The organism is Bradyrhizobium sp. 18BD, assembly GCF_054185225.1.
Window position 1 is genome coordinate 1 of record NZ_JAVAYL010000016.1, and the last position, 22722, is coordinate 22722.

At 64.4% G+C, this 22722-nt stretch carries 30 protein-coding genes; 11 read left to right on the forward strand and 19 right to left on the reverse strand.

Features of this window, described 5'->3' with window-relative positions; genetic code table 11:
- Window positions 1–234 precede the first annotated feature (234 nt).
- Both RAD16_RS26335 and RAD16_RS26340 read left to right on the forward strand, forming a co-directional pair.
- Window positions 235–816, forward strand: coding sequence for a peroxidase-related enzyme (locus RAD16_RS26335; RefSeq protein WP_458160749.1), 582 nt, complete (start codon window positions 235–237; stop codon window positions 814–816).
- A complete protein-coding gene (locus RAD16_RS26340) occupies window positions 813–1298 on the forward strand; it encodes an MgtC/SapB family protein (RefSeq protein WP_458160750.1) in 486 nt (161 codons plus the stop codon). The genes RAD16_RS26335 and RAD16_RS26340 overlap by 4 nt, the downstream gene beginning before the upstream one ends.
- Window positions 1299–1313: 15 nt before the next feature.
- On the opposite strand, the gene RAD16_RS26345 is transcribed toward RAD16_RS26340, so the two are convergent.
- The 8 genes from RAD16_RS26345 to RAD16_RS26380 form a co-directional block, all read right to left on the reverse strand.
- A complete protein-coding gene (locus RAD16_RS26345; protein ID WP_458160751.1) occupies window positions 1314–1481 on the reverse strand; it encodes a hypothetical protein in 168 nt (55 codons plus the stop codon).
- Window positions 1482–1752: 271 nt separating this feature from the next.
- Window positions 1753–1986, reverse strand: coding sequence for a DUF6894 family protein (locus RAD16_RS26350; RefSeq protein ID WP_458160752.1), 234 nt, complete (start codon window positions 1984–1986; stop codon window positions 1753–1755).
- A gap of 128 nt (window positions 1987–2114) precedes the next feature.
- Window positions 2115–2852 carry a Crp/Fnr family transcriptional regulator gene (locus RAD16_RS26355; RefSeq protein WP_458160753.1) on the reverse strand — a complete coding sequence of 246 codons (738 nt, stop codon included), beginning with the start codon at window positions 2850–2852 and terminating at the stop codon, window positions 2115–2117.
- A gap of 119 nt (window positions 2853–2971) precedes the next feature.
- On the reverse strand, window positions 2972–3202 hold the full coding sequence (locus tag RAD16_RS26360) for a DUF6894 family protein (protein WP_458160754.1): 231 nt from the start codon (window positions 3200–3202) through the stop codon (window positions 2972–2974).
- 340 nt (window positions 3203–3542) lie between these two features.
- The gene (locus RAD16_RS26365; protein ID WP_458160755.1) at window positions 3543–3752 is read right to left on the reverse strand and encodes a hypothetical protein; all 210 of its coding nucleotides are present in this window, start codon (window positions 3750–3752) and stop codon (window positions 3543–3545) included.
- Complete coding sequence (locus RAD16_RS26370; protein ID WP_458160756.1) at window positions 3749–3952, reverse strand: hypothetical protein; 204 nt, start codon at window positions 3950–3952, stop codon at window positions 3749–3751. Before RAD16_RS26370 ends, RAD16_RS26365 begins: the two co-directional genes overlap by 4 nt.
- Window positions 3953–4089: 137 nt before the next feature.
- Entirely contained in the window at window positions 4090–4332 is a 243-nt protein-coding gene (locus RAD16_RS26375) for a DUF6894 family protein (RefSeq protein WP_458160757.1), read from the reverse strand.
- 8 nt (window positions 4333–4340) lie between these two features.
- The gene (locus RAD16_RS26380) at window positions 4341–5072 is read right to left on the reverse strand and encodes a Crp/Fnr family transcriptional regulator (RefSeq protein ID WP_458160758.1); all 732 of its coding nucleotides are present in this window, start codon (window positions 5070–5072) and stop codon (window positions 4341–4343) included.
- A gap of 146 nt (window positions 5073–5218) precedes the next feature.
- Here RAD16_RS26380 and RAD16_RS26385 point away from each other — a divergent pair, with 146 nt between their 5' ends.
- Window positions 5219–5422 carry a hypothetical protein gene (locus tag RAD16_RS26385; protein ID WP_458160759.1) on the forward strand — a complete coding sequence of 68 codons (204 nt, stop codon included), beginning with the start codon at window positions 5219–5221 and terminating at the stop codon, window positions 5420–5422.
- 39 nt (window positions 5423–5461) lie between these two features.
- Here RAD16_RS26385 and RAD16_RS26390 read toward each other — a convergent pair whose 3' ends face one another.
- A complete protein-coding gene (locus RAD16_RS26390) occupies window positions 5462–5605 on the reverse strand; it encodes a hypothetical protein (RefSeq protein WP_458160760.1) in 144 nt (47 codons plus the stop codon).
- A gap of 255 nt (window positions 5606–5860) precedes the next feature.
- Between RAD16_RS26390 and RAD16_RS26395 the strand changes: the two genes are divergently transcribed.
- The gene (locus RAD16_RS26395; RefSeq protein WP_458160761.1) at window positions 5861–6016 is read left to right on the forward strand and encodes a hypothetical protein; all 156 of its coding nucleotides are present in this window, start codon (window positions 5861–5863) and stop codon (window positions 6014–6016) included.
- A gap of 15 nt (window positions 6017–6031) precedes the next feature.
- On the opposite strand, the gene RAD16_RS26400 is transcribed toward RAD16_RS26395, so the two are convergent.
- On the reverse strand, window positions 6032–6661 hold the full coding sequence (locus RAD16_RS26400; RefSeq protein ID WP_458160762.1) for a ParB-like protein: 630 nt from the start codon (window positions 6659–6661) through the stop codon (window positions 6032–6034).
- 320 nt (window positions 6662–6981) lie between these two features.
- Here RAD16_RS26400 and RAD16_RS26405 point away from each other — a divergent pair, with 320 nt between their 5' ends.
- The 6 genes from RAD16_RS26405 (at window position 6982) to RAD16_RS26430 (ending at window position 11776) form a co-directional block, all read left to right on the forward strand.
- On the forward strand, window positions 6982–7323 hold the full coding sequence (locus RAD16_RS26405) for a hypothetical protein (RefSeq protein ID WP_458160763.1): 342 nt from the start codon (window positions 6982–6984) through the stop codon (window positions 7321–7323).
- Window positions 7324–7537: 214 nt separating this feature from the next.
- Window positions 7538–7825 carry an acyl carrier protein gene (locus RAD16_RS26410; RefSeq protein ID WP_007592476.1) on the forward strand — a complete coding sequence of 96 codons (288 nt, stop codon included), beginning with the start codon at window positions 7538–7540 and terminating at the stop codon, window positions 7823–7825.
- A gap of 10 nt (window positions 7826–7835) precedes the next feature.
- On the forward strand, window positions 7836–8306 hold the full coding sequence (locus RAD16_RS26415; protein WP_458160764.1) for a 3-hydroxyacyl-ACP dehydratase FabZ family protein: 471 nt from the start codon (window positions 7836–7838) through the stop codon (window positions 8304–8306).
- Window positions 8303–9508, forward strand: a complete 1206-nt coding sequence (locus RAD16_RS26420; protein WP_458160765.1) for a beta-ketoacyl-ACP synthase — start codon at window positions 8303–8305, stop codon at window positions 9506–9508. The genes RAD16_RS26415 and RAD16_RS26420 overlap by 4 nt, the downstream gene beginning before the upstream one ends.
- Before the next feature lie 52 nt (window positions 9509–9560).
- Window positions 9561–10838, forward strand: coding sequence for a beta-ketoacyl-ACP synthase (locus tag RAD16_RS26425; RefSeq protein WP_458160766.1), 1278 nt, complete (start codon window positions 9561–9563; stop codon window positions 10836–10838).
- Window positions 10839–10846: 8 nt separating this feature from the next.
- Complete coding sequence (locus RAD16_RS26430; protein ID WP_458160767.1) at window positions 10847–11776, forward strand: lipid A biosynthesis lauroyl acyltransferase; 930 nt, start codon at window positions 10847–10849, stop codon at window positions 11774–11776.
- Window positions 11777–11888: 112 nt separating this feature from the next.
- On the opposite strand, the gene RAD16_RS26435 is transcribed toward RAD16_RS26430, so the two are convergent.
- The 8 genes from RAD16_RS26435 to RAD16_RS26470 form a co-directional block, all read right to left on the reverse strand.
- Complete coding sequence (locus RAD16_RS26435; protein ID WP_458160768.1) at window positions 11889–13001, reverse strand: polyamine ABC transporter substrate-binding protein; 1113 nt, start codon at window positions 12999–13001, stop codon at window positions 11889–11891.
- A gap of 5 nt (window positions 13002–13006) precedes the next feature.
- On the reverse strand, window positions 13007–14185 hold the full coding sequence (locus RAD16_RS26440; protein ID WP_458160769.1) for an aminotransferase: 1179 nt from the start codon (window positions 14183–14185) through the stop codon (window positions 13007–13009).
- 8 nt (window positions 14186–14193) lie between these two features.
- Entirely contained in the window at window positions 14194–14520 is a 327-nt protein-coding gene (locus RAD16_RS26445) for a rhodanese-like domain-containing protein (protein ID WP_220007747.1), read from the reverse strand.
- Window positions 14521–14691: 171 nt separating this feature from the next.
- Window positions 14692–16620 (reverse strand): potassium transporter Kup, encoded by a 1929-nt coding sequence (locus RAD16_RS26450; protein ID WP_458160770.1) that lies wholly within the window; start codon window positions 16618–16620, stop codon window positions 14692–14694.
- A 142-nt stretch (window positions 16621–16762) separates the two neighbouring features.
- Window positions 16763–18661: a potassium transporter Kup gene (locus RAD16_RS26455; RefSeq protein WP_458160771.1), complete on the reverse strand. Its 1899-nt coding sequence runs from the start codon at window positions 18659–18661 to the stop codon at window positions 16763–16765.
- Between the two features lie 173 nt (window positions 18662–18834).
- A complete protein-coding gene (locus tag RAD16_RS26460) occupies window positions 18835–19665 on the reverse strand; it encodes a flagellar motor protein MotB (RefSeq protein WP_458160772.1) in 831 nt (276 codons plus the stop codon).
- A 26-nt stretch (window positions 19666–19691) separates the two neighbouring features.
- Window positions 19692–20465, reverse strand: a complete 774-nt coding sequence (locus RAD16_RS26465; protein WP_018645542.1) for a motility protein A — start codon at window positions 20463–20465, stop codon at window positions 19692–19694.
- A 213-nt stretch (window positions 20466–20678) separates the two neighbouring features.
- Entirely contained in the window at window positions 20679–21500 is an 822-nt protein-coding gene (locus RAD16_RS26470; protein WP_458160773.1) for an SDR family NAD(P)-dependent oxidoreductase, read from the reverse strand.
- Window positions 21501–21599: 99 nt separating this feature from the next.
- Between RAD16_RS26470 and RAD16_RS26475 the strand changes: the two genes are divergently transcribed.
- A complete protein-coding gene (locus RAD16_RS26475; protein ID WP_458160774.1) occupies window positions 21600–21893 on the forward strand; it encodes a hypothetical protein in 294 nt (97 codons plus the stop codon).
- Window positions 21894–21907: 14 nt separating this feature from the next.
- Here the strand turns inward: RAD16_RS26475 and RAD16_RS26480 are convergent, their stop codons facing one another.
- Window positions 21908–22627 carry an RraA family protein gene (locus tag RAD16_RS26480; protein ID WP_458160775.1) on the reverse strand — a complete coding sequence of 240 codons (720 nt, stop codon included), beginning with the start codon at window positions 22625–22627 and terminating at the stop codon, window positions 21908–21910.
- Between the last annotated feature and the right edge of the window lie 95 nt (window positions 22628–22722).

Sequence of the window (22722 nt, forward strand, 5' to 3'; positions counted from 1 at the left end):
CGGTCCGTCGGAAAGATGATCGAACAACATCGTTGTCTCCAGGTTGAGTGCTTCAGCAACCTCAGTCTGGCCTCAGACCCGGTCGCTATCCACTCCCCATGGAATCTTCGCTGCGCTCGCAATGACGGAGTATGGGCGACGGCGCCGCTTCTTCAACTGGCATTGCAGAAAGCGCGTTGAGGCGCCCGCCCGCATGGACTATGTTTCCCGCCCCCAAGCCGGAAATCCATGGCCATGACAAAACCCGCCGCGCAACGCTTCCCCGCTCCCGCCCTCGACACGCTGCCCGACGACATCCGCACGCGACTTCTCGCCGTGCAGGAGAAGAGCGGCTTCGTGCCGAACGTGTTCCTCACGCTGGCCTACCGGCCGGATGAGTTCCGCGCCTTCTTCGCCTATCACGACGCGCTGATGGAGAAGGACGGCGGCCTCACCAAGGCCGAGCGCGAGATGATCGTGGTGGCGACCTCGGCGGCCAACCAGTGCCAGTATTGCGTGATCGCCCATGGCGCGATCCTGCGCATCCGCGCCAAGAACCCGCTGATCGCCGACCAGGTCGCGGTGAACTACCGCAAGGCCGACATCACGCCGCGGCAGAAGGCGATGCTCGATTTCGCGATGAAGGTCTCGGCCGACGCACAGAGCGTCTCGGAGGATGATTTCGCAACGCTTGCGCCGCACGGCTTCGGTGACGACGACATCTGGGACATCGCCGCGATCTCGGCTTTCTTCGCGCTGTCGAATCGCCTGGCGAATTTCACCGGCATGCGGCCGAACGAGGAGTTCTATCTGATGGGACGGCTGCCGAAGAAATGACAGAGCTGGGCTGGCCGGAGATTCTGCTTCGCCTCGGCATCGCCACCCTGGCTGGCTGTGCCATCGGCCTCAATCGCGACCTGCATGGCAAGCCGATCGGGCTGAAGACGCTCGGCATCGTCGGCCTGTCCACCGCCACGGTGGTGCTGCTGGCTATGCAGTTCGCCGAGCCCGGCAAGATCAGCGATGCGACGAGCCGCGTCATCCAGGGCATCCTCACCGGCATCGGCTTCCTTGGCGCCGGCGTCATCGTCCATGAGAGCCGACGGTTTCGCGTGCGCGGCCTCACCAGCGCGGCCTGCACTTTCCTCGCCGCCTGTCTCGGCATCGCCTGCGGTGCCGGCCAGTGGCCGATCGTCGGCACGGCGCTGACGATGGCCTTCCTGATCCTCACGGTCGGCAACCGCACCGAGCACTGGCTGCATCGCGCGCTCGGCGGCAAGGACGCGCCGCCGAATTTACGCCACGACGATCAGAGCTAGAACAAGCTCCCGCGCTCACGTCTTCCGCCGCGCGCTCCAGAGGCCCGCGGCGAGCACGACGGCCGTCATGAGCAGGACGGCAACGAAGGTCTGGATGATGCTGAAGTTGAGCGCATCCCGCGCAACGAACAGCGCGGTGACGGCGCCGGCGAGAACAAACAAGAGGCGAAGGATCAGGCTCATGGTGGCGTCTCCAGATCGGCATCAACTCGGCATGATCCGGAGCCCGTTCGCCGCCCGCCATCGGACATGATGCCGGCTCGCCCCTCATGCGCCATGACCGTAGCGGCCTGCGCGGATATCAATTTGCGGCATATCAAGGGCCCGCGTGCCATGAGGACGCAGGCTTCAATCCGAGCCGGGACATGCTCGGCAGCAATGGAGTCTAGAACGAGCCGCGAAGACGGTCCTGGTTCATCGATACAACGCGGCCAGACCGCCGGCCAGCCGCTCCTCAGCCGAGGATTGCGCGTATCGATATCTGGAAGATGCATGCGCCGTCTTCGGTCTGCACTTCCAGCCGCCAGTCGTCATCCGGCTGCAACTCGCCGTCGAGGTCGCGCAGGCTGTCGGCGGCGTAGCGCGTTGCCACTTCCCAGGCCGCCTCCCGATCCGGAAGTTCCTGACCAAGATCGTCCCGGTCGCTCAACCGTTCGCCATTCGAGACGTTGAAGTAGAATCTCGGCATAGCCAACCCGCTGCTTGGGAGCCTGCCGGGTAAAGTAACCTATGTTAATTGTGTTCCTATTCGCAGGGAGTTTTTCGAGGGCGTCGGCCATCGGGGAATAATGGCCGCAAGCAGTGGGGAGGACTCGATCACTCGTTGGAGTCGAGCTGACGTCCCTCGTGCTCCATGTGAAGATAGTTCGAGTTGAACAGCCCGGTGTCCATCAACCGTTCCAGGCTCGGCACCGTCAACGTCTTGCCCTTCAGGACGATGAGCTCGGCCGCGCGCAGCTCCTGCAGCGTGCGATTGACATGGACCTTGGAAAGACCGGTGGCATCGGCCAGATCCGCCTGCGTCAACGGAAAGTCGCAGCTCGCATCTTCGGTAAGGCCGGTCAGGTGAAGGCGGAAAAAGATCTCGCACAAGAGATGCGCCATCCGTTCGGACGCCGTGCGCTGTCCGAGATTCATGGTCCATTCGCGCTGGATCGCCGAGCTCACTAGCGTCTCCCACCACAGAGCGGTAGCGATGCGCGGATATCCCGCGCTGATCTCGTCGAAGAACTCGCGCGAGAGATCGGCGACGGCGACCGACGTGATGGTTCCGATCGAGTGATCCATCTCCTTCAGGATGAAGACGTTGAGATCGCACATGTCGCCTGGCAGGAAAAACGACACGACCTGGCGGCGGCCGTCCTCGAGCTGCTTGTAACGGCAGGCCCATCCCGACAGGATCAGATGCACGTCCCGCGGACGGTCGCCCTCGCGGGTGATATCGACGCGGGCGGGGAAGTTGCGCACCCGCTCCAAAGCGGCGCGCTGGAGCATGGCCCGGTCGTCGGGCGACAGGCGCACGAAATGTTCGAGTTTTCGGACCAGCGGGTTCACGGGATCGCCTCCCTGCGATAAGCCGCGCCCGAGCCAATCTCATCAATAACCTATGTTATTTTTCGGGACCGTCCAAGCCGGGGCAGAACAGCTTTTCCCGAGGGGATTGGGACGGCAAGCTAACTGTCGTCCTCCTTCCCGGGATCAATAGCAACGCGACAGACCTCGCTGCCGTTGTCCGCCCTGACTGAAATCTGATAACCACGTCCGATCAATTCGGGGCGCGTGTCCCGCACACCCTGGGCAAGGTCATGCGCGATCTTCCTGGCCTGATTGTCATGGTCGAGGATAGCGCCGCCGGCGTCGGTGACATGGTCAGTGTTGACCAGATCGAAATGATATCGGCGCATCGATCGTGACCTCGCTCGGGAATTGGACGGCCCCGGCGCGAGTACTGCGCCGGGACCGCCGCTGAAGGCGCGACCAGCCAGCCGGGTGGGAAAGCCGGCCGCACATGACCGACGCCACCGTGATGTCGGCGTTCCTATTTGTTGTCCGCATTATCCTGGGTTAGCGACCTTCGGCCGCGCTGCGGGCATCGTCCCCCCATTGAATTAGGGGGATTGAGACATGTCAGTTTTTGAACGCGCCTGCGTCGTGATGGTCGTGACCGGCATGATCGTCCTCGTCGCGGCCGGCAGCACGCTCTTTCTGTTTTGAACTTGCATCGCAGCTTCGCGGCACACCCGCTTACTCGGCGGCGAGGCTCCGTATGGCCGGCCGCAGCTCGATGGTCACGACGACATGGTTCGCAGGCGCATGCGCCAGCTCCAGCCATTTGATCGTCTGGTCGACCCAATAATCGTGATTGAGGGGATCGGCCATCGCCTCTTCACGGCAGGCGGCCGCTTGCATCAGACATGCCGCCTTGCGATCCATGCTGTCCGCTGGCTCGCTCATTTCGGCAACGGCTCGCCGGCCGAGGCAAGCCATCCGGTGATACGCCGCGCCATCTCCGCCTGACGCGCCCGCCGCAGCATGCCGTCGCGTTCTTCGCCTTGTGGAAGATTGACCGCGGCCCGACGCGCATCGCTTGCCGCCTGCTGCAATCGATCGTCGAAAGAGACTGTCTGCTTGCGGCGATTACGCTTCTTCGTCATGGAAACCTCCTTCTGGCTTCCACGGTGCGCCCCGACAGCGCTGATGTCGCTAACCTGCGTTATGGTGAGCCGGCATATAAGTTTGCGTTTGAAAGGAACAATTGCGCGTCCAGCGCGTCTCGCGCGGGATGTCGGAACTATCGGTCCGTCGGCTCTTCCACTTCGAGCGTGATCGAGATCTTCAGGCAAGGCGCATGGTCGTTCTCGCGCACGTCCACGACGACATGGTCGGCGCTGCCGGCCACGAAGGCCTCGCGGGCAATGGACGCACCGGTCATCATTGCTTCCTTGCGTGCCCCCTCGACACTCGCAAAGTTCTGCCCGTCCTCATCGGTGATGAGGCGGCTGTCCTCGTGAATGTCGAAGTGGAATCGCGGCATCGAGCTCCTCAAAGGTTTGGCGACTGATGAAGATAACGGCCGTCGAAATCCGCTAGTTCCTGAAATTTCCGCTCATCGAGCACGGTGACGCGCCCCCGATTGAGTTCGACAATGCCCTCTCGCCGCAACTGCTTGATCACCCTGTTGGCATGCACCGCGGTGATGCCCAGGGCTTCACCGATCTGTTCCTGCGTCAGGGGCATCTCGAAATTGTTCCCGTCCAGTCGTCCAATCAGCCGCAGGCGCTCGCGCAACTCGATCATGACATGGGCCAGGCGCGCAGGAGCCGGGCGCTGGCCGACATTGACGATCCATTCGCGGAACATCGCAGCGTCGATCAGCGTGTCGCGCCAGAACATCTCGGCCACGTAGGGGCTACGCCGATGCAGCTTTTGCAGCGTCTCGTGGCTGATGAAACCGAGCGTCGCCGGCGTCAGCGTCGATAGATCATGGTCCATCACGTGCAGGAACAGGCTCATGAGGTCCGGGATCTCGCCAGGGATATGGAGCGAGAGAATCTGCCGCTTGCCGTTCGCAATCGTCTTCGAGCGCGCGCAAAAGCCGTCGGCGATCAGGCAACAATCGGTCGCCCGCTCGCCATCGCCCACCACCGTCGTCTCGGCCGGAAAGTGCCGGACCACGATCGGAAGGGCCTCGATCTCCTTGATGTCCTCTTCCGAGATAGCTGAGGAAATGCGCAAGCGTCTGATGAGCGCCTCGCGGATCGCGTCGCTGGGCACTTGGGTTAGCTCCGCTCTTGGATATGGAACTCATGGCGCCGTGGCACCGCCGCGGATGAAACCGCAATCCGCATTCCGGGTTCCAACAAAAGTTAAGGACGGAGCGCGCCAGCGCATGGTCTGCTTTGCGCCTGAAAGGGTAAATCATGACCAAGAAGCGCAACCGTACGCGACCGGCCCTGACACTCCAGGAACGCCTGAACAAGTTCACGAACGACGCGCGTGCCGCAGCCAAGAAGCTGCCGGCAGGCGCCGAACGTCACGCGCTGTTGCAGAAGGTGCGCGACGGCGAGGCCGCAGCCGAGATGGAGCGGCTGCTGTCGTCTTCGGACCAGCAGCCTCCGAAGTGATCACGCGCATTGCGCGCGCGGCCGCGAGGTACGTTGCGGCTACTGCTTCGCCATCAGGTCGAGCGCCGGCGCAAAGCGCTCGGCGAACGTCAACGACCTAGTGTGATGGACCGCGGCGAACGACGCCGAGATTCCCGCTGAAGCAACCGCGAGCAAGGCAATTCCGAAAAACAGACGGCGCATGTCCGCCTCCTGAGTGGGCTCGACTACCCCACAGAGATGGGACCGCTCTGTTTCAGGACGGTTTCGTCGCCGCGGAAAATGATTTCGCTCAAGCGGCTGTGATCAAATCCGGCTTATCGGGCCGCATGCGGTAACCAGCTAATAAGTGTTGGCGCTGCTTGCGCACGGGAATTTTGCAAGCCGCATCACGATCGTGAATGGAAGGACGGCCGCGACAGCACTGGCTGAAATGCGGAATCGTCAAGGACAACTCAAATGAAGATCGTCATCGGAAAGCTGAATGGGCTTTGGCATCTCATCGTCGGATCGAGCCAGATCCGAACGCCCTTCCTGGACACCCAGGACCGCGCACTGGTCGTCACTTACGCCCGCCGCGCCTACCCCGGCGCCAAGATCTTCCAGCGCGATTGACGTGAGCGTCCGCGCCTAATCGTCCGACGCCGGTCCGCACCAGCCGGGCAGATAGATCGCATCCTTGCTCTTCGCCGCGACCAGCGCCTTCTCCAACGCCCTGTCGAAATTCGCGTCGACCGCCTTGCGCGTCAGCTTGCGGCGCAGAAAGTCGGCCCACAGAAATTCCGAGAACGGCGTGGTGTCCTTGGCGAAGCCGCCCATGCGGCGGAGCTCGCCGGCAAGGCTGCGGAACGGATCGTCCTTGAGATCGACGACCGATTTCGGCAGATCGCGGAACGGCCGCCGCTCGCCCTTGGAATCGTAGGGATAGACCCAACGCTTGTTGTCCATCACGCCCCAGAACGCCTCGCGCTCGACCATCCTGAGATCGCCGACGACGGTCACCAGCACCTCCTTGATGCCCTCGTCATGCAGCGCGCGGCCGAGGTGGTGATGGTCGATCACGTAGTAGCGCTCGTCAGGGCCGTAGACGACGGGAATCATGTGGGTGCCGAGCAGGTCGGACTGCTTCTTCTTGTCGTGCTCGCGCCAGCGCTTGCGCTTCTCCTTGACCTCACGCATGCCGACCGTCATCTGCGTCGGCCGAAGCGACAGGATCGGCACCGGGTGCACTCTCGGTTCGCGCGCGTTGGTGGTGGTCATGGTCGAAGAGCCCCTCGCATCGTTGGACCGGCGAACCGGGTTCCCGCGAGTATGGCACGGGCGCCGCGGCGGCAAAATGCGTTCAGCCATGATGGGGATCACAAGCCGCTGTTCACGGGAGCGCGCGCAGGACCGATGTCGGTTGCTGCAACGCAACGGGTGCATTCCTGACACCGGGCTGACGGCCCGCATCACGATCGCTCGCAGCCTCATGAAGGATAATGCAAAGGCGCAACGCGCGTGCGTGTCGAGAAGATTTTCTGCAACGCTTTCACCACGTGTGCTATCAAAAATCGGCGCTTCGGAGTGATCCCCACACGATGACAACCCAGCGGCCCATAAGCTCGGATGACGAGCACCGGGTGCTCCAGTTCAGGCCGCGCACCACGCCTTCCCCCGCCGTCCACCGGGGCAGCGGCACCGTGCAGCCCTTGCGCATCGCACCCGAGCCGCTCGACCTGTCGCGCTACGAGCAGCCCCGTCCCGAGCCGGACGATTTCCGCAATCGCATGCTCGCCAACATCGCGGCGCTCGCCTTCACCATCGCGCTGACCGCGATCGGGATCTGGCTCGCCGTGAGCATCGCCGACCTGCGCCGGACTCAGGATTGCGTGCTGATGGGCCGCCGTGACTGCGTCAAGATCACGACGCCGCAGATCTAGGCCCCCGGTCCCCCTGCCAAAACGGGCTCCGGCAGGCATCCCCAGCCCTATCGCCCAGCCCGTCCGGCTCCATTGAACTCGGGGCGGCGCTCCGATATACGGGCTTTCGACCCGGCCAGAGGGGGGTTTGAGGGCGTCATCGGGGCGCGATGCCCACCCACCGTTCCACTCTGGACAATCTGACAAATACCCGCAATATATCAAAGGCTTAGTGATGTCCTCCACATTCGATCAGGTCGCTACGATCATCGCTGAAACCTGCGACATCCCGCGCGACACGATCACGCCGGATAGCCACGCCATCGATGACCTCGGCATCGACAGCCTCGATTTCCTCGATATCGCCTTTGCGATCGACAAGCAGTTCGGCATCAAGCTGCCGCTGGAAAAGTGGACCCAGGAGGTCAATGACGGCAAGGCGACCACGGAACAGTATTTCGTGCTGAAGAATCTGTGCGCCCGCATCGACGAACTGGTTGCGGCCAAGGGCGCGAGCGCCTAAGCGCGCACTCATGCGGCTCGAATATTTCCACATGATCGATCGCGTCGTCGACCTCAACGTCGACGCGAAGACGATTGTCGTCGAGGCCCAGGTCCCCAAGGAGAGCACCATCTTCGAGGGGCACTTCCCGGGCTATCCCCTGATGCCCGGCGTGCTACTGATCGAATCGATGGCGCAGGCCTCGGGCTGGCTCCAGCTCGGCGTGCTCAAGTTCGAGCGCATGCCGATCCTGGCCGCCGTGAAGGAGGCCAAGGTCCGCGGCTCGGTATTCCCCGGCGATCTCATGAGCATCGAGGCGACGCTGGCCCATGAGGGGTCGGGCTACGCCATCACCGAAGCCAAGATCCGGGTCGGCGGCAAGCTGCGCGCGAATTCGACGCTCACCTTCACGCAGATTCCTTTCCCCAATGCGGATATGCGCGGCTACATGGACGACTTCGCCAAACGCATCGGCTTTCCGCAACAGGCCGTAACGCCATGACCGACACCACTTCGAAGCCCGGCCAGACGGAAGTCTGGATCACCGGCATTGGACTTGCGACCTCGCTCGGCGAAGGCCTCGACGCCAATTGGGCCGCGCTTCAGGAGAAGCGCATCAATGTCGACGAGAAGGGCTTTGCGCCCTGCATCGTGCATCCGCTGATGCCGGTCTCTTTCGACAGCCAGATCCCGAAGAAGGGCGACCAGCGCCAGATGGAGGCCTGGCAGCGCATCGGCACCTATGCCGCGGGCCTCGCGCTCGACTCGGCCGGAATCAAGGGCAACAAGGACATTCTGTCGAAGATCGACATGGTGATCGCCGCCGGCGGCGGTGAGCGCGACCTCAACGTCGACAGCGGCGTGCTCACGGCCGAGGCCAAAGGGGCGAATGCGCCCGGCTTCCTCAACGAGCGCCTGATGAGCGATTTGCGCCCGACCCTGTTCCTGGCGCAGCTCTCCAACCTTCTCGCCGGCAACATCGCCATCGTGCACGGCTTGGGTGGCACCTCGCGCACCTTCATGGGCGAAGAGGTTGCGGGCGCCGATGCCGCGCGCATCGCGCTGTCGCGCATCGCCTCGGGCGAGAGCGACATCGCCCTCGTCGGCGGCTCGCACAATGGCGAGCGCAAGGACCTGCTGGTCCTCTACGAATTCGGCGACTTCAATCTGAAGGACAAGTTCGCTCCGGTCTGGGCGCGCAAGGACCACGCCGGCTTCGCGCTCGGCTCGGCCGGCGCCTTCCTGGTGCTGGAATCGAAGGCGCATGCCGAAGCGCGCGGCGCAAAGCCGTTCGCCAAGCTGTCGAGCGTCGTTGCCGACCTCGCCCGGCGCAAGCAGCCCGGCGACATGGCCGCGACGCTGGAGAAGCTCTGGGACAAGCTGCCCAGGCGCGAGGGCAAGGGCGCGATCATCACCGGTGCGACCGGCGCGGAGCCCGCGACCAGCGAAGAGCGCGGCTTCTTGATGGGCCATGCCGATTTCCCGGTGCGCTCGACCGGCACGATGTTCGGCCACACCATGGAAACGCAATTCCCGCTTGGCCTCGCGCTCGCGGCGCTCTCGATCTCGCGCGGCGCGCTGTTCCCGCCGAACGATTCGACGGGGACCGAGATTGAAATGCAGGGGGCGCCCACCCAGATTGTGGTGGTGGGGGCCGGACACTGGCGCGGCGAAGGCATGGCGCTGGTCGAGGCTGTCGGCTGAAGCGCATCCGCGCTTTGGCCGGATAACGCTGTAGCTCTATCGGGGGATCGACATGACTGCACCACGCGACAAACTCGGGCGTCCCGTCGTCGTCGTCACCGGCATGGGCATCATGACCTCGCTCGGCGCCGGCAAGGCCGACAATTGGGCCAAGCTCGTCGCCGGCGAATCCGGCATCCGCACCATCACGCGCTTTCCGGTCGACGGCCTGAAGACCACGATGGCCGGCACCGTCGATTTCGTCAGCGTCGATCCGTTCTCCTCCACCGCCCTGTCCGAGCGGATGGCCGAGCTGGTCACGCAGGAAGCGCTCGAGCAGTCCGGCATCGGCGCCAAGGCGGATTTTCCAGGTCCCCTCTTCCTCGCGGTCGCGCCGGTCGAAGTCGAATGGCCGCAGCGCCGCGAGCTCGGCCGCGCCGTCGGTGCGCTCGACATCACTTATGACGATCTCTTGCGCATCTCCGGCGGCGGCAAGTACAGCGCCTATCACCACCGCTTCATGTTCGGCTCGGTCGCAGCCCATCTCGCCGAGACCTTCGGCACCAAGGGCTCGCCGATCTCGCTGTCGACCGCCTGCGCCTCGGGCGCAACCTCGATCCAGCTCGGCGTCGAGGCGATCCGCCGCGGCGAAACCGATGCTGCGCTGTGCGTTGCGACCGACGGCACCGTGAATCCGGAAGCGCTGGTGCGCTTCTCGCTTCTCTCGGCGCTGTCGACCCAGAACGATCCGCCGCAGGCGGCCTCCCGCCCCTTCTCCAAGAACCGCGACGGCTTCGTCATGGCCGAAGGCGCAGGCGCCCTCGTGCTCGAGAGCTACGAAGCGGCGACCGCGCGCGGCGCAAAGATCCTCGGTGTGATCGCCGGCTGCGGCGAGCTCACCGATTCCTTCCATCGCACCCGCTCCTCGCCTGACGGCAAGCCGATCATCGGCTGCATGAACAAGACGCTGGCCGATGCCGGCATGACGCCGGACCAGATCGACCACATCAACGCGCACGGCACCGCGACGCCCGAGAACGACAAGATGGAGTACAACACGACTTCGGCCGTGTTCGGCGATCTCGTCTCGAAGATTCCCGTCACCTCCAACAAGTCGATGGTCGGCCACACCATCTCGGCCGCCGGCGCGGTCGAGGCGATCTTCTCGCTGCTGACGCTCGAGCATCAGCGCATCCCGCCGACCATCAACTACGACAATCCGGATCCCACGATCCTGTTCGACGTCGTCGGCAACAAAGCGCGCGATGCCCGCGTCACCGCGGTCATGTCGAACTCGTTCGGCTTCGGCGGCCAGAACGCCTCGCTGATCCTGACCCGCGAACCGGCCTGACCGGACGCATGGCGCTTCCTGCGAGCATGAAGGCCCGCGCGCGGGAGGCCGCCAAGTCGATCGGCGGCAGCCTGATTGGCGCGGCCACCGTCGGCATGCTGCGCACCACGCGCTATTTCGATCCGGTCAAGACCTCGGACTTTTTCGCGCGCGTCGTGAAGACGATCGGCCCGCGCCTGCGCGAGCACCGCATCGGCCGCGCCAATCTGACTGCGGCCTTTCCCGAGAAGTCGCCGGAAGAGATCGAACGGATCCTGATGGGCGTGTGGGACAATCTCGGCCGCGTCGGCGCCGAATTCGCCCATATGGACCAGGTCTGGGACTACGACCGCGCCAATCCGGAAAACAGCCGGATCGAATTGCCCAAGCGCAGCATCGAGCTGTTCGACCAGATCCGCGACGACGGCAAGCCGGCGCTGATCTTCGCCGCGCATCTGTCGAACTGGGAGCTGCCGGCGCTCGCCGCCGTCGCGCACGGGCTCGAGGCCGCGATCCTCTATCGCCGGCCGAACATCGCCTCCGCCGACCGCATCATCCAGGAGATGCGCCAGGTCAACATGGGCACGCTGATCCCGGCGGGCCGCGATGCGCCCCTGCGGCTCGCGCAGGCGCTGAAGGACGGCAAGCACGTTGCCATGCTGATCGACCAGTATCTGACCGGCGGCGTCGAGGTCACCTTCTTCGGCCGCAAGACCCGCGCCAACCCGATGCTGGCGCGCCTGTTGCGCCAGGTCGAATGTCCCATCCACGGCGTCCGCATCATCCGCCTTCCCGGCGGCCGCTTCACCGGGGAGCTGACCGAAGAGATCCCGCCGGTGCGCGATGCCGACGGCAAGATCGACATCCAGGGCACCACGCAGGCGATCACGAGCGTGGTCGAGAGCTGGGTGCGCGAGCATCCCGAGCAGTGGCTCTGGCTGCACCGGCGGTGGCGGTAGGGGTTCTTGCCGCCGTCATTGCGAGCGAAGCGAAGCAATCCAGAATCTCACCGCGGCGACACTCTGGATTGCTTCGTCGCTTCGCTCCTCGCAATGACGAGGACAGAGCTCCTCACCTTCCCGTCTTCACCTTGGTCCAGAGCCGGTTGATGATGCGCTGGGTGGCGGGATCTCGGGCGGTGATGACGAACAGTTTGGCGAGCGTCGCATCGTCCGGATAGATGTTCTTGTCGTTCAAAATCTTCGGATCGACCAGCTTCTGGCTGGCGAGGTTGCCGCTGGCGTAGGACAGAAAGTCCGAGTTCTTGGCGGCGACCTCGGGGCGGTAGAGATAATTGATCAGCTCGTAGGCTTCCTTGACGTTCTTGGCATCCGCGGGGATCGCGAGATTGTCGAAGAACATCTGCGCACCCTCCTTCGGGATGGCGTAGCCGATCTCGATGCCGCCTTTGGCTTCAGCCGCGCGGGCACGGGCCTGCATGATGTCGCCGGACCAGCCGACCACGAAGCAGATCTCGCCGGTGGCGAGCGCGCTGAGATATTCGGACGAGTGGAACTTGCGCACCGACGGGCGGACTTTTGCGACGACGTCGGCGGCCTTCTCGAGGTCAGCCTGCTTGGTCGAGTTCGGATCGAGCCCGAGATAGTTCAGCGCCGCCGGAAAGATGTCGTCGGCGGAGTCGAGCATATGGACGCCGCAGTCTTTGAACTTGGCGAGGTTCTCCGGCTTGAAGACGATGTCCCAGCTGTCGATCTTGGCGTCCGGCCCAAGGATCTGCTTCAGCTTGGCGACGTTGTAGCCGATGCCAGTGGTGCCCCACATGTAGTTAGCGGCGAAGTCGTTGCCGGGATCGTAGGTTGCAAGATTCTTGGTCACCATCGGCCAGGCATGGCTAAGGTTCGGCAGCTTCGCCTTGTCGAGCTTCTGGAAGATGTTGGCCTTGATCTGGCGCTGCAGGAAGTAGGCCGTGGGCACCACGACGTCGTAGCCGGACTTGCCGGCCATCAGGCGCGTCTCCAGCGTCTCGTTGGCATCGAAGGTATCGTAGACCACCTTGATGCCGGTCTCCTTGGTGAAGGCCTCCAGAACGTCCGGCGCCATGTAGTTGGACCAGTTGTAGAAGTTGACGACCCGCTCCTGGGCCCCTGCGGGGGCGGAAAGCAGCGTCAGCGCGGCGGCGATTGCAAAACCAAGGCAAAGCGTGACGCGGCTGACATTCGTCATGTGTCCTACCTCTTGCGTCCGCGCACCGCGTCCGACAGCCGCTCCAGCGCGGTGTCGAGGGTCTGGTCCTTCTTGGCAAAGCAGAAGCGCACCACTGATGTCACCGCGTCCTGCTCGTAGAAGGCGGAGACCGGGATCGCGGCGACCTTGTAGTCCTTCACGATGCGCCAGCAGAACTCGGTGTCGCTCTCGTTGAGCCCGAGCGGCGACAGGTCCACCGTGAGGAAGTAGGTGCCCTGCGACTTCAGCACGGGGAAGCCGAGGCTCTCGAGCCCCTGGGTCAGGCGGTCCCTGCTCCGTGTCAGGTCCTTGCGCATCGACAGGAAGTAGTCGTCGGACTTGCCGAGACCATAGGCGACGGCGGCCTGCAGGTTCGGTGCGGTGGTGAAGGTCAGGAACTGGTGCACCTTGGCCGCGACCCGCAGCAGCGGCGGCGCGGCGCAGACGAAGCCGATCTTCCACCCCGTGAGCGAGAAGATCTTGCCGGCCGAGCCGACCTTGATGGTGCGCTCGCGCATGCCGGGGATGGTGATCAGCGGGATGTGCTTGTGCTCGTCGAAGGTGACGTGCTCCCAGACCTCGTCGCAGATCGCGATGACGTCGAACTCCTGGCAGTAGCGCGCCAAGAGCTCGAGGTCCTCGCGCGGATAGACCACCGCGGAGGGATTCAGGGGATTGTTGAAGAGCACCGCCTTGGTCTTTGAATTGAAGACGCTTTTCAGCATGTCCTCATTCAGCCGCCAGTGCGGCGGCTCGAGCCGGACGAGACGCGGAATGCCGCCGGCCTGGCGGATGATCGGCAGATAGGAATCATAGACCGGCTGGAAGCAGACCACTTCGTCTCCGGGCTGGACCACCGCGAGGATCGCCGAGGTCAAAGCCTCGGTGCCGCCGGAGGTGACCATCACCTCGCTCATCGGATCGAGCTTAAGGCCGTGCCAGTGACCGTAATGGGTCGCGATCGCCTGGCGCAGCTCCGGCAGGCCCATCATCGAGGGATACTGGTTGTAGCCGTTCAGCGAGGCCTCGGCCGCGGCGCGGCGGATGTCCTCGGGGCCGGGATCGTCAGGAAAGCCCTGGCCGAGATTGATAGCGTTGTTGTCGCGCGCGGCCTGCGACATCGCCTCGAAGATGGTGACGGGAAGGTCGGCAAAGACCTTGTTCAGCGAAGAGCTCTTGGACATCGGTCGGATCAGCCACCGACCTTGCTGGGAAGACCCGCCGCCTTCCAGCCAAGCATGCCGCCGGCCAGATGCTTGTCGTAAGGCAGGCCCGCCGCCTGGGCCGCGAGCGAGGCGGTCACCGAGCGTTTGCCCGAGCGGCAGGCGAACACGACCTCCTTGCCGGCGGGATCGGGGATCGCCTTGGGATCGAAGGTCGAGAGCGGCACGACGACGCCGTAGGGGTAAGCCTCGGCCTCAACCTCGTTCGGCTCGCGCACGTCGACGAGCAGATAACGCCCTTCCGCGACGCCCTTGGAGACCTCGTCCGGGGTCAGATCCTGTACTTGATGTGCCACATCATCCTCCAACGTCGCGAGCAGCTTGCCGGGGCGATCCCGGCGGGCGGCAACCTCGCCTCTCAGGCACCAAAAATCAAGCGCTACAAAGGCTTGAGCTGCCTTGCGCAAGTTAAAGCTAAATCGCAGCGACTTGAAGTGTGCTTTGAATCCTAGGCCTGGATGATCCGCCTAGATCGTCACCTGCGTTCCGACCTCGACGACGCGGCCCGAGGGGATCTGGAAATAGTCGGTGGCATCGTTGGCGGAGCGGCTGAGCGAGATGAACAGCCGGTCCTGCCAGCGCGGCATGCCGGAATGGGCGGCGGGCTTCAGCGCCCGGCGCGACAGGAAGAACGAGGTCGACATGATGTCGAACTGCCAGCCCAGCTTGCGGGCGATGGCGAGCGCCTTCGGCACGTTGGGCGATTCCATGAAGCCGAACTTCAGCGTCACCTTGGAGAAGGTCGGCGAGATCTGTTCCAGCCTCACCCGCTCGGCCGGATCGATGCGCGGGGTCTGCGCGGTCTCGATGGTGAGAATAACGTTCTTCTCATGGAGCACCTTGTAGTGCTTCAGACTATGCATCAGCGCGGTCGGCGCGCTGAGCGGATCCGAGGTCAGGAACACGGCGGTACCCGGCACCCGCTGCGGCGGCCGCTTCTCCAGCATGGCGACGAGGTCGGCGAGCGGGAATTCGAGCTTGCGCGACTTCTCGAAGAGCAGCCGGCTGCCGCGCCGCCACGTGTACATCAGGATGATCATGAGCGCGCCGAGCGCCAGCGGCACCCAGCCGCCCTCGAACACTTTGAGCAGGTTCGCGGTCAGGAAGGTCAGGTCGAGGAACAGGAACGGGGCGATCAGCGCAGCGGCCGCAAGCGGCCTCCAGCGCCAGCCCTTCCAGATCACGACGAAGCCCATCATCGCCGTGACCACCATGGTGCCGGTGACGGAGATGCCATAGGCCGAGGCGAGCGCACTGGAGGAGCGGAACAGCAGCACCAGCAGCACCACCGCGACCAGCAGAAGCTGGTTGATGCGCGGGATGAAGATCTGGCCGGAATGGGCTTCAGATGTATGGCGAATTTCGAAGCGCGGCAGCAGGCCGAGCTGAATCGCCTGGCGCGTAAGCGAATAGGCGCCGGTGATGACGGCCTGGCTCGCGATCACGGTCGCGGCGGTCGCCAGCACGACCATGCTGCCGCGGAAGAAGCCTTGCGGGAAGAGCTGGAAGAACGGGCTCACGATCGCGCCGGGATCGCCGAGCACGAGCGCCCCCTGCCCCAGATAGTTCAGCGCCAGCGACGGCAGCACGATGAACAGCCAGGCGGTCTGGATCGGCCGCTTGCCGAAGTGGCCAAGGTCAGCATAGAGCGCCTCGGCACCGGTGACCGCCAGGAACACCGCGCCCAGCGTCACGAAGCCGATGATGCCGTGGTGGAGCATGAACGACCCGGCATAGAGCGGATTCAGCGCGAGCAGGATCTGCGGCTGCACGATAATGGGGTGGATCGCCGCGACCGCGATGACCGCGAACCAGACGCACATCACCGGGCCGAAGAAGGCGGCGACGCGGGCGGTGCCGCGCGACTGCACGGCAAACAGGCCAACCAGGATGATCACGGTCAGCGGCACGATGTAGGGCTCGAACGTCAGGGTGACATCCTTCATGCCTTCGATCGCCGACAGGACCGAGAGCGCCGGCGTGATCACGGCATCGCCGTAGAACAGGGCGCCGGAGATGATGCCGAGCAGGACGATGGTCGCCCCGCCGGTGCCGACCGCGCGCTGGGCCAGCGCCATCAGCGCCAGCGTGCCGCCCTCGCCGTTGTTGTCGGCGCGGAGCAGGATCACGACGTATTTGAGCGTCACCACGACGATGAGCGCCCACAGGATCAGGGAGACCACGCCGAGCACGGCGGCCGGCGTCGGCAGCCCCTCAGCGCCCGAGGCTGCCATCACCGCCTCACGGAACGCGTAGAGCGGGCTGGTGCCGATGTCGCCATAGACGACGCCGATGCTGCCGAGCGTCAGGGCGCCGAAACCGGCGGTGGTGTGGGCGTCGCCATGCCCATTGGCCGCCACCGCTTCCGGGACGGGAACTGCTACGTCACTTGTCATGGGAGAGCCTGATGGCCTCTAAAAATGCTTCGCTGCACAACGGCGGAAGAGCGCGGGGCTTATAGTCCTGCGCTGGCGGCATAGCCTAGCCCGATTTCGGGCCCTCGCCATGCAAATTTTGCATGGGTTTGCCAGTTGCGTTTCAAATAGTGACTTGGGTTCCGACTTCAACCACCCGCCCGGTCGGGATCTGGAAATAGTCTGTGGCATCATTGGCGGACCGGCTCAGCGCGATGAACAAATGGTCCTGCCACAGCGGCATGCCCGACTGCGCCGAGGCCTTCAGCGACCTTCGCGACACGAAGAACGAGGTCGACATGATGTCGAACTGCCAGCCCTGCTTGCGCGCGATCGCGAGCGCCTTGGGCACGTTCGGCTGCTCCATGTAGCCGAAGCGCAGCCGGACCTTTGAGAACTTGTCGCTGATCTTCTCCATGCGGAACCGCTCGGACAAATCGACCCGCGGCGTGTGCGCGGTCTCGATGGTGAGGATCACGTTGTGCTCGTGCAGCACCTTGTTGTGCTTGAGATTGTGCAGCAGCGCGGTCGGCACGAAGGCGGGATCGCTGGTCAGGAACACCGCGGTGCCCTTGACGATATGCGGCGGCCGCTTCTCCAGGCTGCGGATCAGATCGTCCAGCGGCACCTCGATCCGGCGCGTCTTCTGGATCAGGATTCCCGAGCCACGCCGCCAGGTCCAGATCGTTCCCGCCATGGCGGCGCCGAACAGCAGCGGCACCCAGGCGCCTTCGAGCAGCTTCAGCAGATTGGCGCTGAAGAAGCTGATGTCGACGACGACGAAAGGCACGATCACGGCGGCCGCCGTCGCGGCGCGCCAGTTCCACAATTTCCAGATCACGACAAAACCCATGACGCCGTCGGCGACCATGGTGGTGGAGACCGCGATGCCGTAGGCCGACGCGAGGTTGCTGGGGGTGTGGAACAGCAGCACCAGCAGCATCACGCCGATCAGCAGCAGCCGATTGACGCGCGGCAGATAGATCTGGCCGGCATGGGTTTCAGACGTGTAACGGACCTCGAAGCGCGGCAATAGGCCGAGCTGCACAGCCTGATAGACCAGCGAATAGGCGCCGGTAATCACCGCCTGGCTCGCGATCACGGTGGCGGCGGTTGCAAGGCCGACCAGCGGCAGCACCAGATGCTCCGGCACCATGCGGTAGAAGGAATGCTCGATCGCGCTCGGATCGGACAGCACCAGTGCGCCCTGCCCGAAATAGTTGATCAAGAGCGCAGGGAGCACGAAGAACATCCAGGCCGACTGGATCGGCTTGCGGCCGAAATGGCCGAGATCGGCGTAGAGCGCCTCGCCGCCCGTCACCGCCAGGAACACGGCGCCCAGCGTCACGAGGCCGATCGTGCCGTGCGACAGCAGGAATTGCAGCGCGTAATAGGGATTGATCGCCGCGAGCACCGTGGGATCGTCGGCGATGTGGACCGCGCCCATCACCGCCAGGACCGTGAACCAGACCACCATCACCGGCCCGAAGGCTGAGGCCACCAGCGCGGTGCCCTTGCTCTGCACCGCGAACAGCAGCGCCAGGATGGCGACGGTGAGCGGCACCACATAGTGCTCAAACGCGGGCGTTGCGAGCTTGAGGCCTTCGACCGCCGACAGCACCGAGATCGCCGGCGTGATCATGGAATCGCCGATGAACATGGAGGCGCCGACCACGCCGAGCGCGAGCAGGAACCAGCTCCGCCGCCCCAGCGCGCGCTGGCCGAGCGCCATCAGCGAGAGCGTGCCGCCCTCCCCGTTATTGTCGGCGCGCAGCAGCAACAGGACATATTTGGCGGTGACGACGATCAGCAGCGCCCACAGGATCAGCGAGAGCACGCCGAGCACCATGACCCGCGAGACCGGCTCGCCATGGGCCGCGCCGCGTACCGCCTCGTGGAATGCGTAGAGCGGCGAGGTGCCGATGTCGCCGAAGACGACGCCGATGCTCCCGAGCGTGAGGGACCAAAAGCCCGAAGTGACCGGCCCTTCCTGGGTCTCGGCCTGTGTGATGCTCGCCGTCATGAAGATGGAAAACGCTTCGTCCCTGAATTTGATCCGGCGCCTTTTGACGCTTCCGGCGCGCCTGTCAATCGGCACACCACCTTAGCAGGCGCAGAGCGAGATGCTGTGACGGCGCGGCCACGCTCGTCGCCTGCGCGACGACATGCCTCAGGTAAGATGGTAGCGCAAGGGGGTTACGGCTTCAGATTCGGCGGCAGCGGCGGGTCTTCGCGCATCAGGGTGATGGTCACGCGCCGGTTGGCGGCGAGCGAGGGATCGTCCGGAAACAGCGGCTGGGTGTCCGCCTTGCCGGAGACGGCGAAGATGTGCGAGCCCGGCAGGCCCTCGCGCTCGAGGATCTGACGCACGGCATTGGCGCGGTCGGCCGACAGGTCGAAGGCGCCGTAGTCGCTGCGGGTCGGCACGAATCCGGCCGCGGTGTGGCCGGCGATGGAGACGCGCAGCGGCGTCGCCTTGAGCGGGATCGCGAGCTTCTCGATCAGTCGGCGGGTGCGGTCATAGGGCACCTTGGAGCCGTCGGCGAACATCGAGCGGCCATCCTGGTCGACGATCTCCAGATTGAGGCCCTGCTTGGTTTCCTCGAACATGATGTGCTTGGACATCTCGGTCAGTTCCGGCATGTCCTGCAGCGCCTGGCGCAGCGAGGCGGCTGCGAGCGCGAAATTGCGGTCGACCTTGATCTTCGCGCCCGACGTCTTGTCGCGATCCTCCTGGTCCGGCGTCGGCGTGTTGGAGGCATCCTCGGGCTGGATGTGGTCGACGTTCTTCAGGCGCGGGCGTGTCGGCAGGCCGTCGGACTCGACGATGCCGGCGTAGCGCGCCTCGCTCTGCACGCCGAAGGCGTCGCGCATCGAGCCGGCGACGATCTTCAGCTTGTTGGCGTCCTGCGTCGAGAACGCGACGAGCATCACGAAGAAGCTCATCATCAGACCCATCAGGTCGGCGAAGGTCACGAACCAGCCGTGACCACCGCCATGAGCATCGCCGCGCTTCTTCTTGGCCATCTCTCAATATCCGGGACCGAGCGACCTTAGGCCGGCACCGGCTCGCCTTCGGCGTGACGATGCTTCTCCGGCAGATAGGCCAGCAGCATTTCGCGCACGAGCGTCGGGCTCTTGGAGTCGCGGATCATCAGGATGCCGTCGATGATCAGCGTGCGGTTGGTTTCCTCGTCGAGCAGCTTGCCGTGCAGCTTGTCGGCGATCGGCAGACAGAACAGGTTCGCGACCAGCGCGCCGTACAGCGTCGCAAGCAGCGCGGTCGCCATGAACGGGCCGAGCTTGGAGGGGTCGGTCATGTTCGCAAACATCTGCACCATACCGATCAGGGTGCCGATCATGCCGAACGCCGGGGCGCAGTCACCGATGGCGCGGTAGATCTTGCTGCCTTCGTCGAGGTGCATCAGGAAGTTGTCGCGGTCGCGCTCGAGATTGTCGCGGATGAAATCGAGGTCGTAGCCGTCGGCGACGTAGCGGATGCCCTTGGCGAGGAACGGCTCGTCGGTCTCGACCTTTTCGAGGCCGACCGGGCCCTGCTTGCGGGCGATCTCGGCGATGCGGGCGAGCTCGTCAACGAGGTCGTGGGCCGACAGGCGGCTCATGGTGAAGGCGAACTTGGCGCCGAGCGGGAGGCCGTGCAGGAGCGCAGACAGCGGAAAGCGGATCATGGTGGCGGAGATCGAGCCGCCGAAGATGATGATCATGGCATGTTCGGAGATGAACATGTGAAGGTCGCCGCCCATGAAGATCATCGCCGTGATGACGATGATGCCGGCCGTGAGCCCAACGCCCGTCATAATGTCCATGGCATACTCCAACGCGTACGCAACAACGGCCGTCCTGGCCGCTGGCGCGGCCCAACCCCGAACCGCATCGGAAACCCTAGAGCGCCGCCCTTAAAGCCACGTAAAGGTTAAGTTGAGCCGACGCCTCCGGCCGGCTCAGTGCGCTGACAGGGCGCCGGCTTTGCCCAACGCCGACAGGAATCTCAACACTTCGCTAACCATTATTGCGGCGTGTTAAGACGACAGTCCTGTCAGCTTCAGGCTGAGCGCACGCAGGCGCCTGCGCGCGTCGGCATTATAGGCTTGCGGATTGGCGCGGGCCTCGTTCATGCCGTTGAAGAACAGGCCGCTCTTGCCTGCGACGTCGTCGCCTTCGACCAGATGCAGGATCGCGGCGCCGCCCTGCTCCACCGTCGAGATCGGCGAGATGCCGCCGGCACGCACCATCGTGGTGTTCATATAGGTTGCCGGATGCAGCGAATTGACGGTGACGCCGGCCCCCTTCAGCTCCTCGGCGAGATCGATGGTGAACATGATCTGCGAGAGTTTGCTCTGCGCATAGGCGCGCGAACCGCTGTAGCCCTTCGTGATCATGACATCGTCGAAATCGATCGGATGCTGTCCAAGCGAAGCGACATTGACGATCCGCGATGGCGCAGCAACCTTGAGCAGCGGCAGCAGCAGATGGGCCAGCAGGAAGCCCGAGAGATAGTTCACGGCAAAGCGCAGCTCGTGGCCGTCGGCACTGACTTGCCTTTGCCCATCGTTCTGCGAGCCGATACCGGCATTGCTGACGAACACATCGAGGCGTTGATGATCGCGCGCAACGGCCTCGGCCAGCGCACGCGTGTCCGACATCGACGACAGGTCGGCCTGGTAGAAAATTGGCGCCGCGTGGCCGGCCTTCACGATCTCGTCGCTCAACGCCTTCGCGCGCGCCGCGTCGCGGCCGTGGATCAGGACTTTCGCACCCTCTTCCGCCAGCCGTCGCGCGACGTAGCGGCCCACACCGTCGGTGGAACCGGTGATCAAGACCGTCTTGCCATTCATGTTCATTGTCGCTCTCCGACTGCGGCCCTGCGCCACATCCGCGGCGCGAGATCGTGCAGTAATCTACGGCCCTGCGGCATGCTCCATCGCGGGAGCCGATTTGCAATGTTGACGCTGTTCAGTCTTCTCACCGCACTGCCGGCGGTGCTGGCGTTCCATCTGCTCGAGCCGGAGCTGGTGCTACCGGCGTTCAGCGTGCTGCTCTTCGTCGAGGCCGCCTTCGCCGTGATCGCAGCCCGCCTGATTCATATTCCCGATGATGCGGACGACCTCACCCTGTGGGATCTCGCCGGCGGCTTCACCCTGATCGGATGCGCCGCCGCCGTCTTCGGTGAGCCCGATCAGGCCGCCCTGTTTCTGACCGAACAAGGCGGCCCGCGGCCGGCACCGCGGCCGTAGGGCTTCAGTCGCGCTTAGTGGATTTCCGCCGAGCGCTTCAGCGCGGCCTTCAGCTTCTCGAGCGAGAAGTCGGGGCTGCGGGCAATCTCCAGGATCGGCGTCTCGCGGCGGCCGCAGAGCTCGGCGGCCTCGGGCAGCTTTGCGGCGATGTCGAGCGGGATCACGATGGCGCCATGCTGGTCGGCGTGGATGAGGTCATCCGATTTCACGGTCATGCCGGCGACGCGCACCTCGCCGCCAAAGCTCTCCGCATGCACCCAGGCATGCGACGGGCCGATCGACCCAGCCAGTGCCTGGAAGCCCGGAGCCCATTGCGGGATGTCGCGGATCGAGCCGTCGGTGATGACGCCGAGGCAGCCGAGCGCCTTGTGCACGTTGCTCTGCACCTCGCCCCAGAACGCGCCGTAGCCGACATCAGGACCATCGATGTCCTGGATCACCGAGATGCGCGGACCATGGCCGGTGCCGACATATTCGTAGTATTCGATGCGGCGCCTGGACTGCTCTTCCGGCGGCAGCGAGGACTTCAGCACCGAACGGATCGCGACCGTGCGCGCATAGCCGACGATCGGCGGCAGGTCGGGGAACGGGCAGACCAGTTGCTTGGTGGTGTAGCCGATCAGGCGGCGCTCGGGCGCCACGATCTCCATGGCGTTGCAGATCGTCGGGGTGTCGTAGCGGCCCAGTGCTTCGAGGACGGAAGCGGGCAGCGGCCCGGTCGCTTTATCAGTCACGGCGTTCTCTCCCAGATTGGCGGCCGCTGTTGGCGCGGTGCCGCCGGCACTGGGCGATATAGCCGAGATCGGGCCTCAACCCAACTCGGACGCCT

Coding starts and splice junctions, on each gene's coding strand:
- RAD16_RS26460 (WP_458160772.1), bottom strand. CDS start 19,665: ATGGCCAAGAAGAAGCGCGGCGATGCTCATGGCGGTGGTCACGGCTGG.
- RAD16_RS26385 (WP_458160759.1), top strand. CDS start 5,219: ATGACCAAGAAGCGCAACCGTACGCGACCGGCCCTGACACTCCAGGAA.
- RAD16_RS26420 (WP_458160765.1), top strand. CDS start 8,303: ATGACCGACACCACTTCGAAGCCCGGCCAGACGGAAGTCTGGATCACC.
- RAD16_RS26360 (WP_458160754.1), bottom strand. CDS start 3,202: ATGCGCCGATATCATTTCGATCTGGTCAACACTGACCATGTCACCGAC.
- RAD16_RS26365 (WP_458160755.1), bottom strand. CDS start 3,752: ATGAGCGAGCCAGCGGACAGCATGGATCGCAAGGCGGCATGTCTGATG.
- RAD16_RS26390 (WP_458160760.1), bottom strand. CDS start 5,605: ATGCGCCGTCTGTTTTTCGGAATTGCCTTGCTCGCGGTTGCTTCAGCG.
- RAD16_RS26425 (WP_458160766.1), top strand. CDS start 9,561: ATGACTGCACCACGCGACAAACTCGGGCGTCCCGTCGTCGTCGTCACC.
- RAD16_RS26370 (WP_458160756.1), bottom strand. CDS start 3,952: ATGACGAAGAAGCGTAATCGCCGCAAGCAGACAGTCTCTTTCGACGAT.
- RAD16_RS26400 (WP_458160762.1), bottom strand. CDS start 6,661: ATGACCACCACCAACGCGCGCGAACCGAGAGTGCACCCGGTGCCGATC.
- RAD16_RS26415 (WP_458160764.1), top strand. CDS start 7,836: ATGCGGCTCGAATATTTCCACATGATCGATCGCGTCGTCGACCTCAAC.
- RAD16_RS26340 (WP_458160750.1), top strand. CDS start 813: ATGACAGAGCTGGGCTGGCCGGAGATTCTGCTTCGCCTCGGCATCGCC.
- RAD16_RS26405 (WP_458160763.1), top strand. CDS start 6,982: ATGACAACCCAGCGGCCCATAAGCTCGGATGACGAGCACCGGGTGCTC.
- RAD16_RS26395 (WP_458160761.1), top strand. CDS start 5,861: ATGAAGATCGTCATCGGAAAGCTGAATGGGCTTTGGCATCTCATCGTC.
- RAD16_RS26430 (WP_458160767.1), top strand. CDS start 10,847: ATGGCGCTTCCTGCGAGCATGAAGGCCCGCGCGCGGGAGGCCGCCAAG.
- RAD16_RS26335 (WP_458160749.1), top strand. CDS start 235: ATGACAAAACCCGCCGCGCAACGCTTCCCCGCTCCCGCCCTCGACACG.
- RAD16_RS26470 (WP_458160773.1), bottom strand. CDS start 21,500: ATGAACATGAATGGCAAGACGGTCTTGATCACCGGTTCCACCGACGGT.
- RAD16_RS26435 (WP_458160768.1), bottom strand. CDS start 13,001: ATGACGAATGTCAGCCGCGTCACGCTTTGCCTTGGTTTTGCAATCGCC.
- RAD16_RS26350 (WP_458160752.1), bottom strand. CDS start 1,986: ATGCCGAGATTCTACTTCAACGTCTCGAATGGCGAACGGTTGAGCGAC.
- RAD16_RS26440 (WP_458160769.1), bottom strand. CDS start 14,185: ATGTCCAAGAGCTCTTCGCTGAACAAGGTCTTTGCCGACCTTCCCGTC.
- RAD16_RS26375 (WP_458160757.1), bottom strand. CDS start 4,332: ATGCCGCGATTCCACTTCGACATTCACGAGGACAGCCGCCTCATCACC.
- RAD16_RS26450 (WP_458160770.1), bottom strand. CDS start 16,620: ATGACAAGTGACGTAGCAGTTCCCGTCCCGGAAGCGGTGGCGGCCAAT.
- RAD16_RS26465 (WP_018645542.1), bottom strand. CDS start 20,465: ATGGACATTATGACGGGCGTTGGGCTCACGGCCGGCATCATCGTCATC.
- RAD16_RS26345 (WP_458160751.1), bottom strand. CDS start 1,481: ATGAGCCTGATCCTTCGCCTCTTGTTTGTTCTCGCCGGCGCCGTCACC.
- RAD16_RS26410 (WP_007592476.1), top strand. CDS start 7,538: ATGTCCTCCACATTCGATCAGGTCGCTACGATCATCGCTGAAACCTGC.
- RAD16_RS26455 (WP_458160771.1), bottom strand. CDS start 18,661: ATGACGGCGAGCATCACACAGGCCGAGACCCAGGAAGGGCCGGTCACT.
- RAD16_RS26475 (WP_458160774.1), top strand. CDS start 21,600: ATGTTGACGCTGTTCAGTCTTCTCACCGCACTGCCGGCGGTGCTGGCG.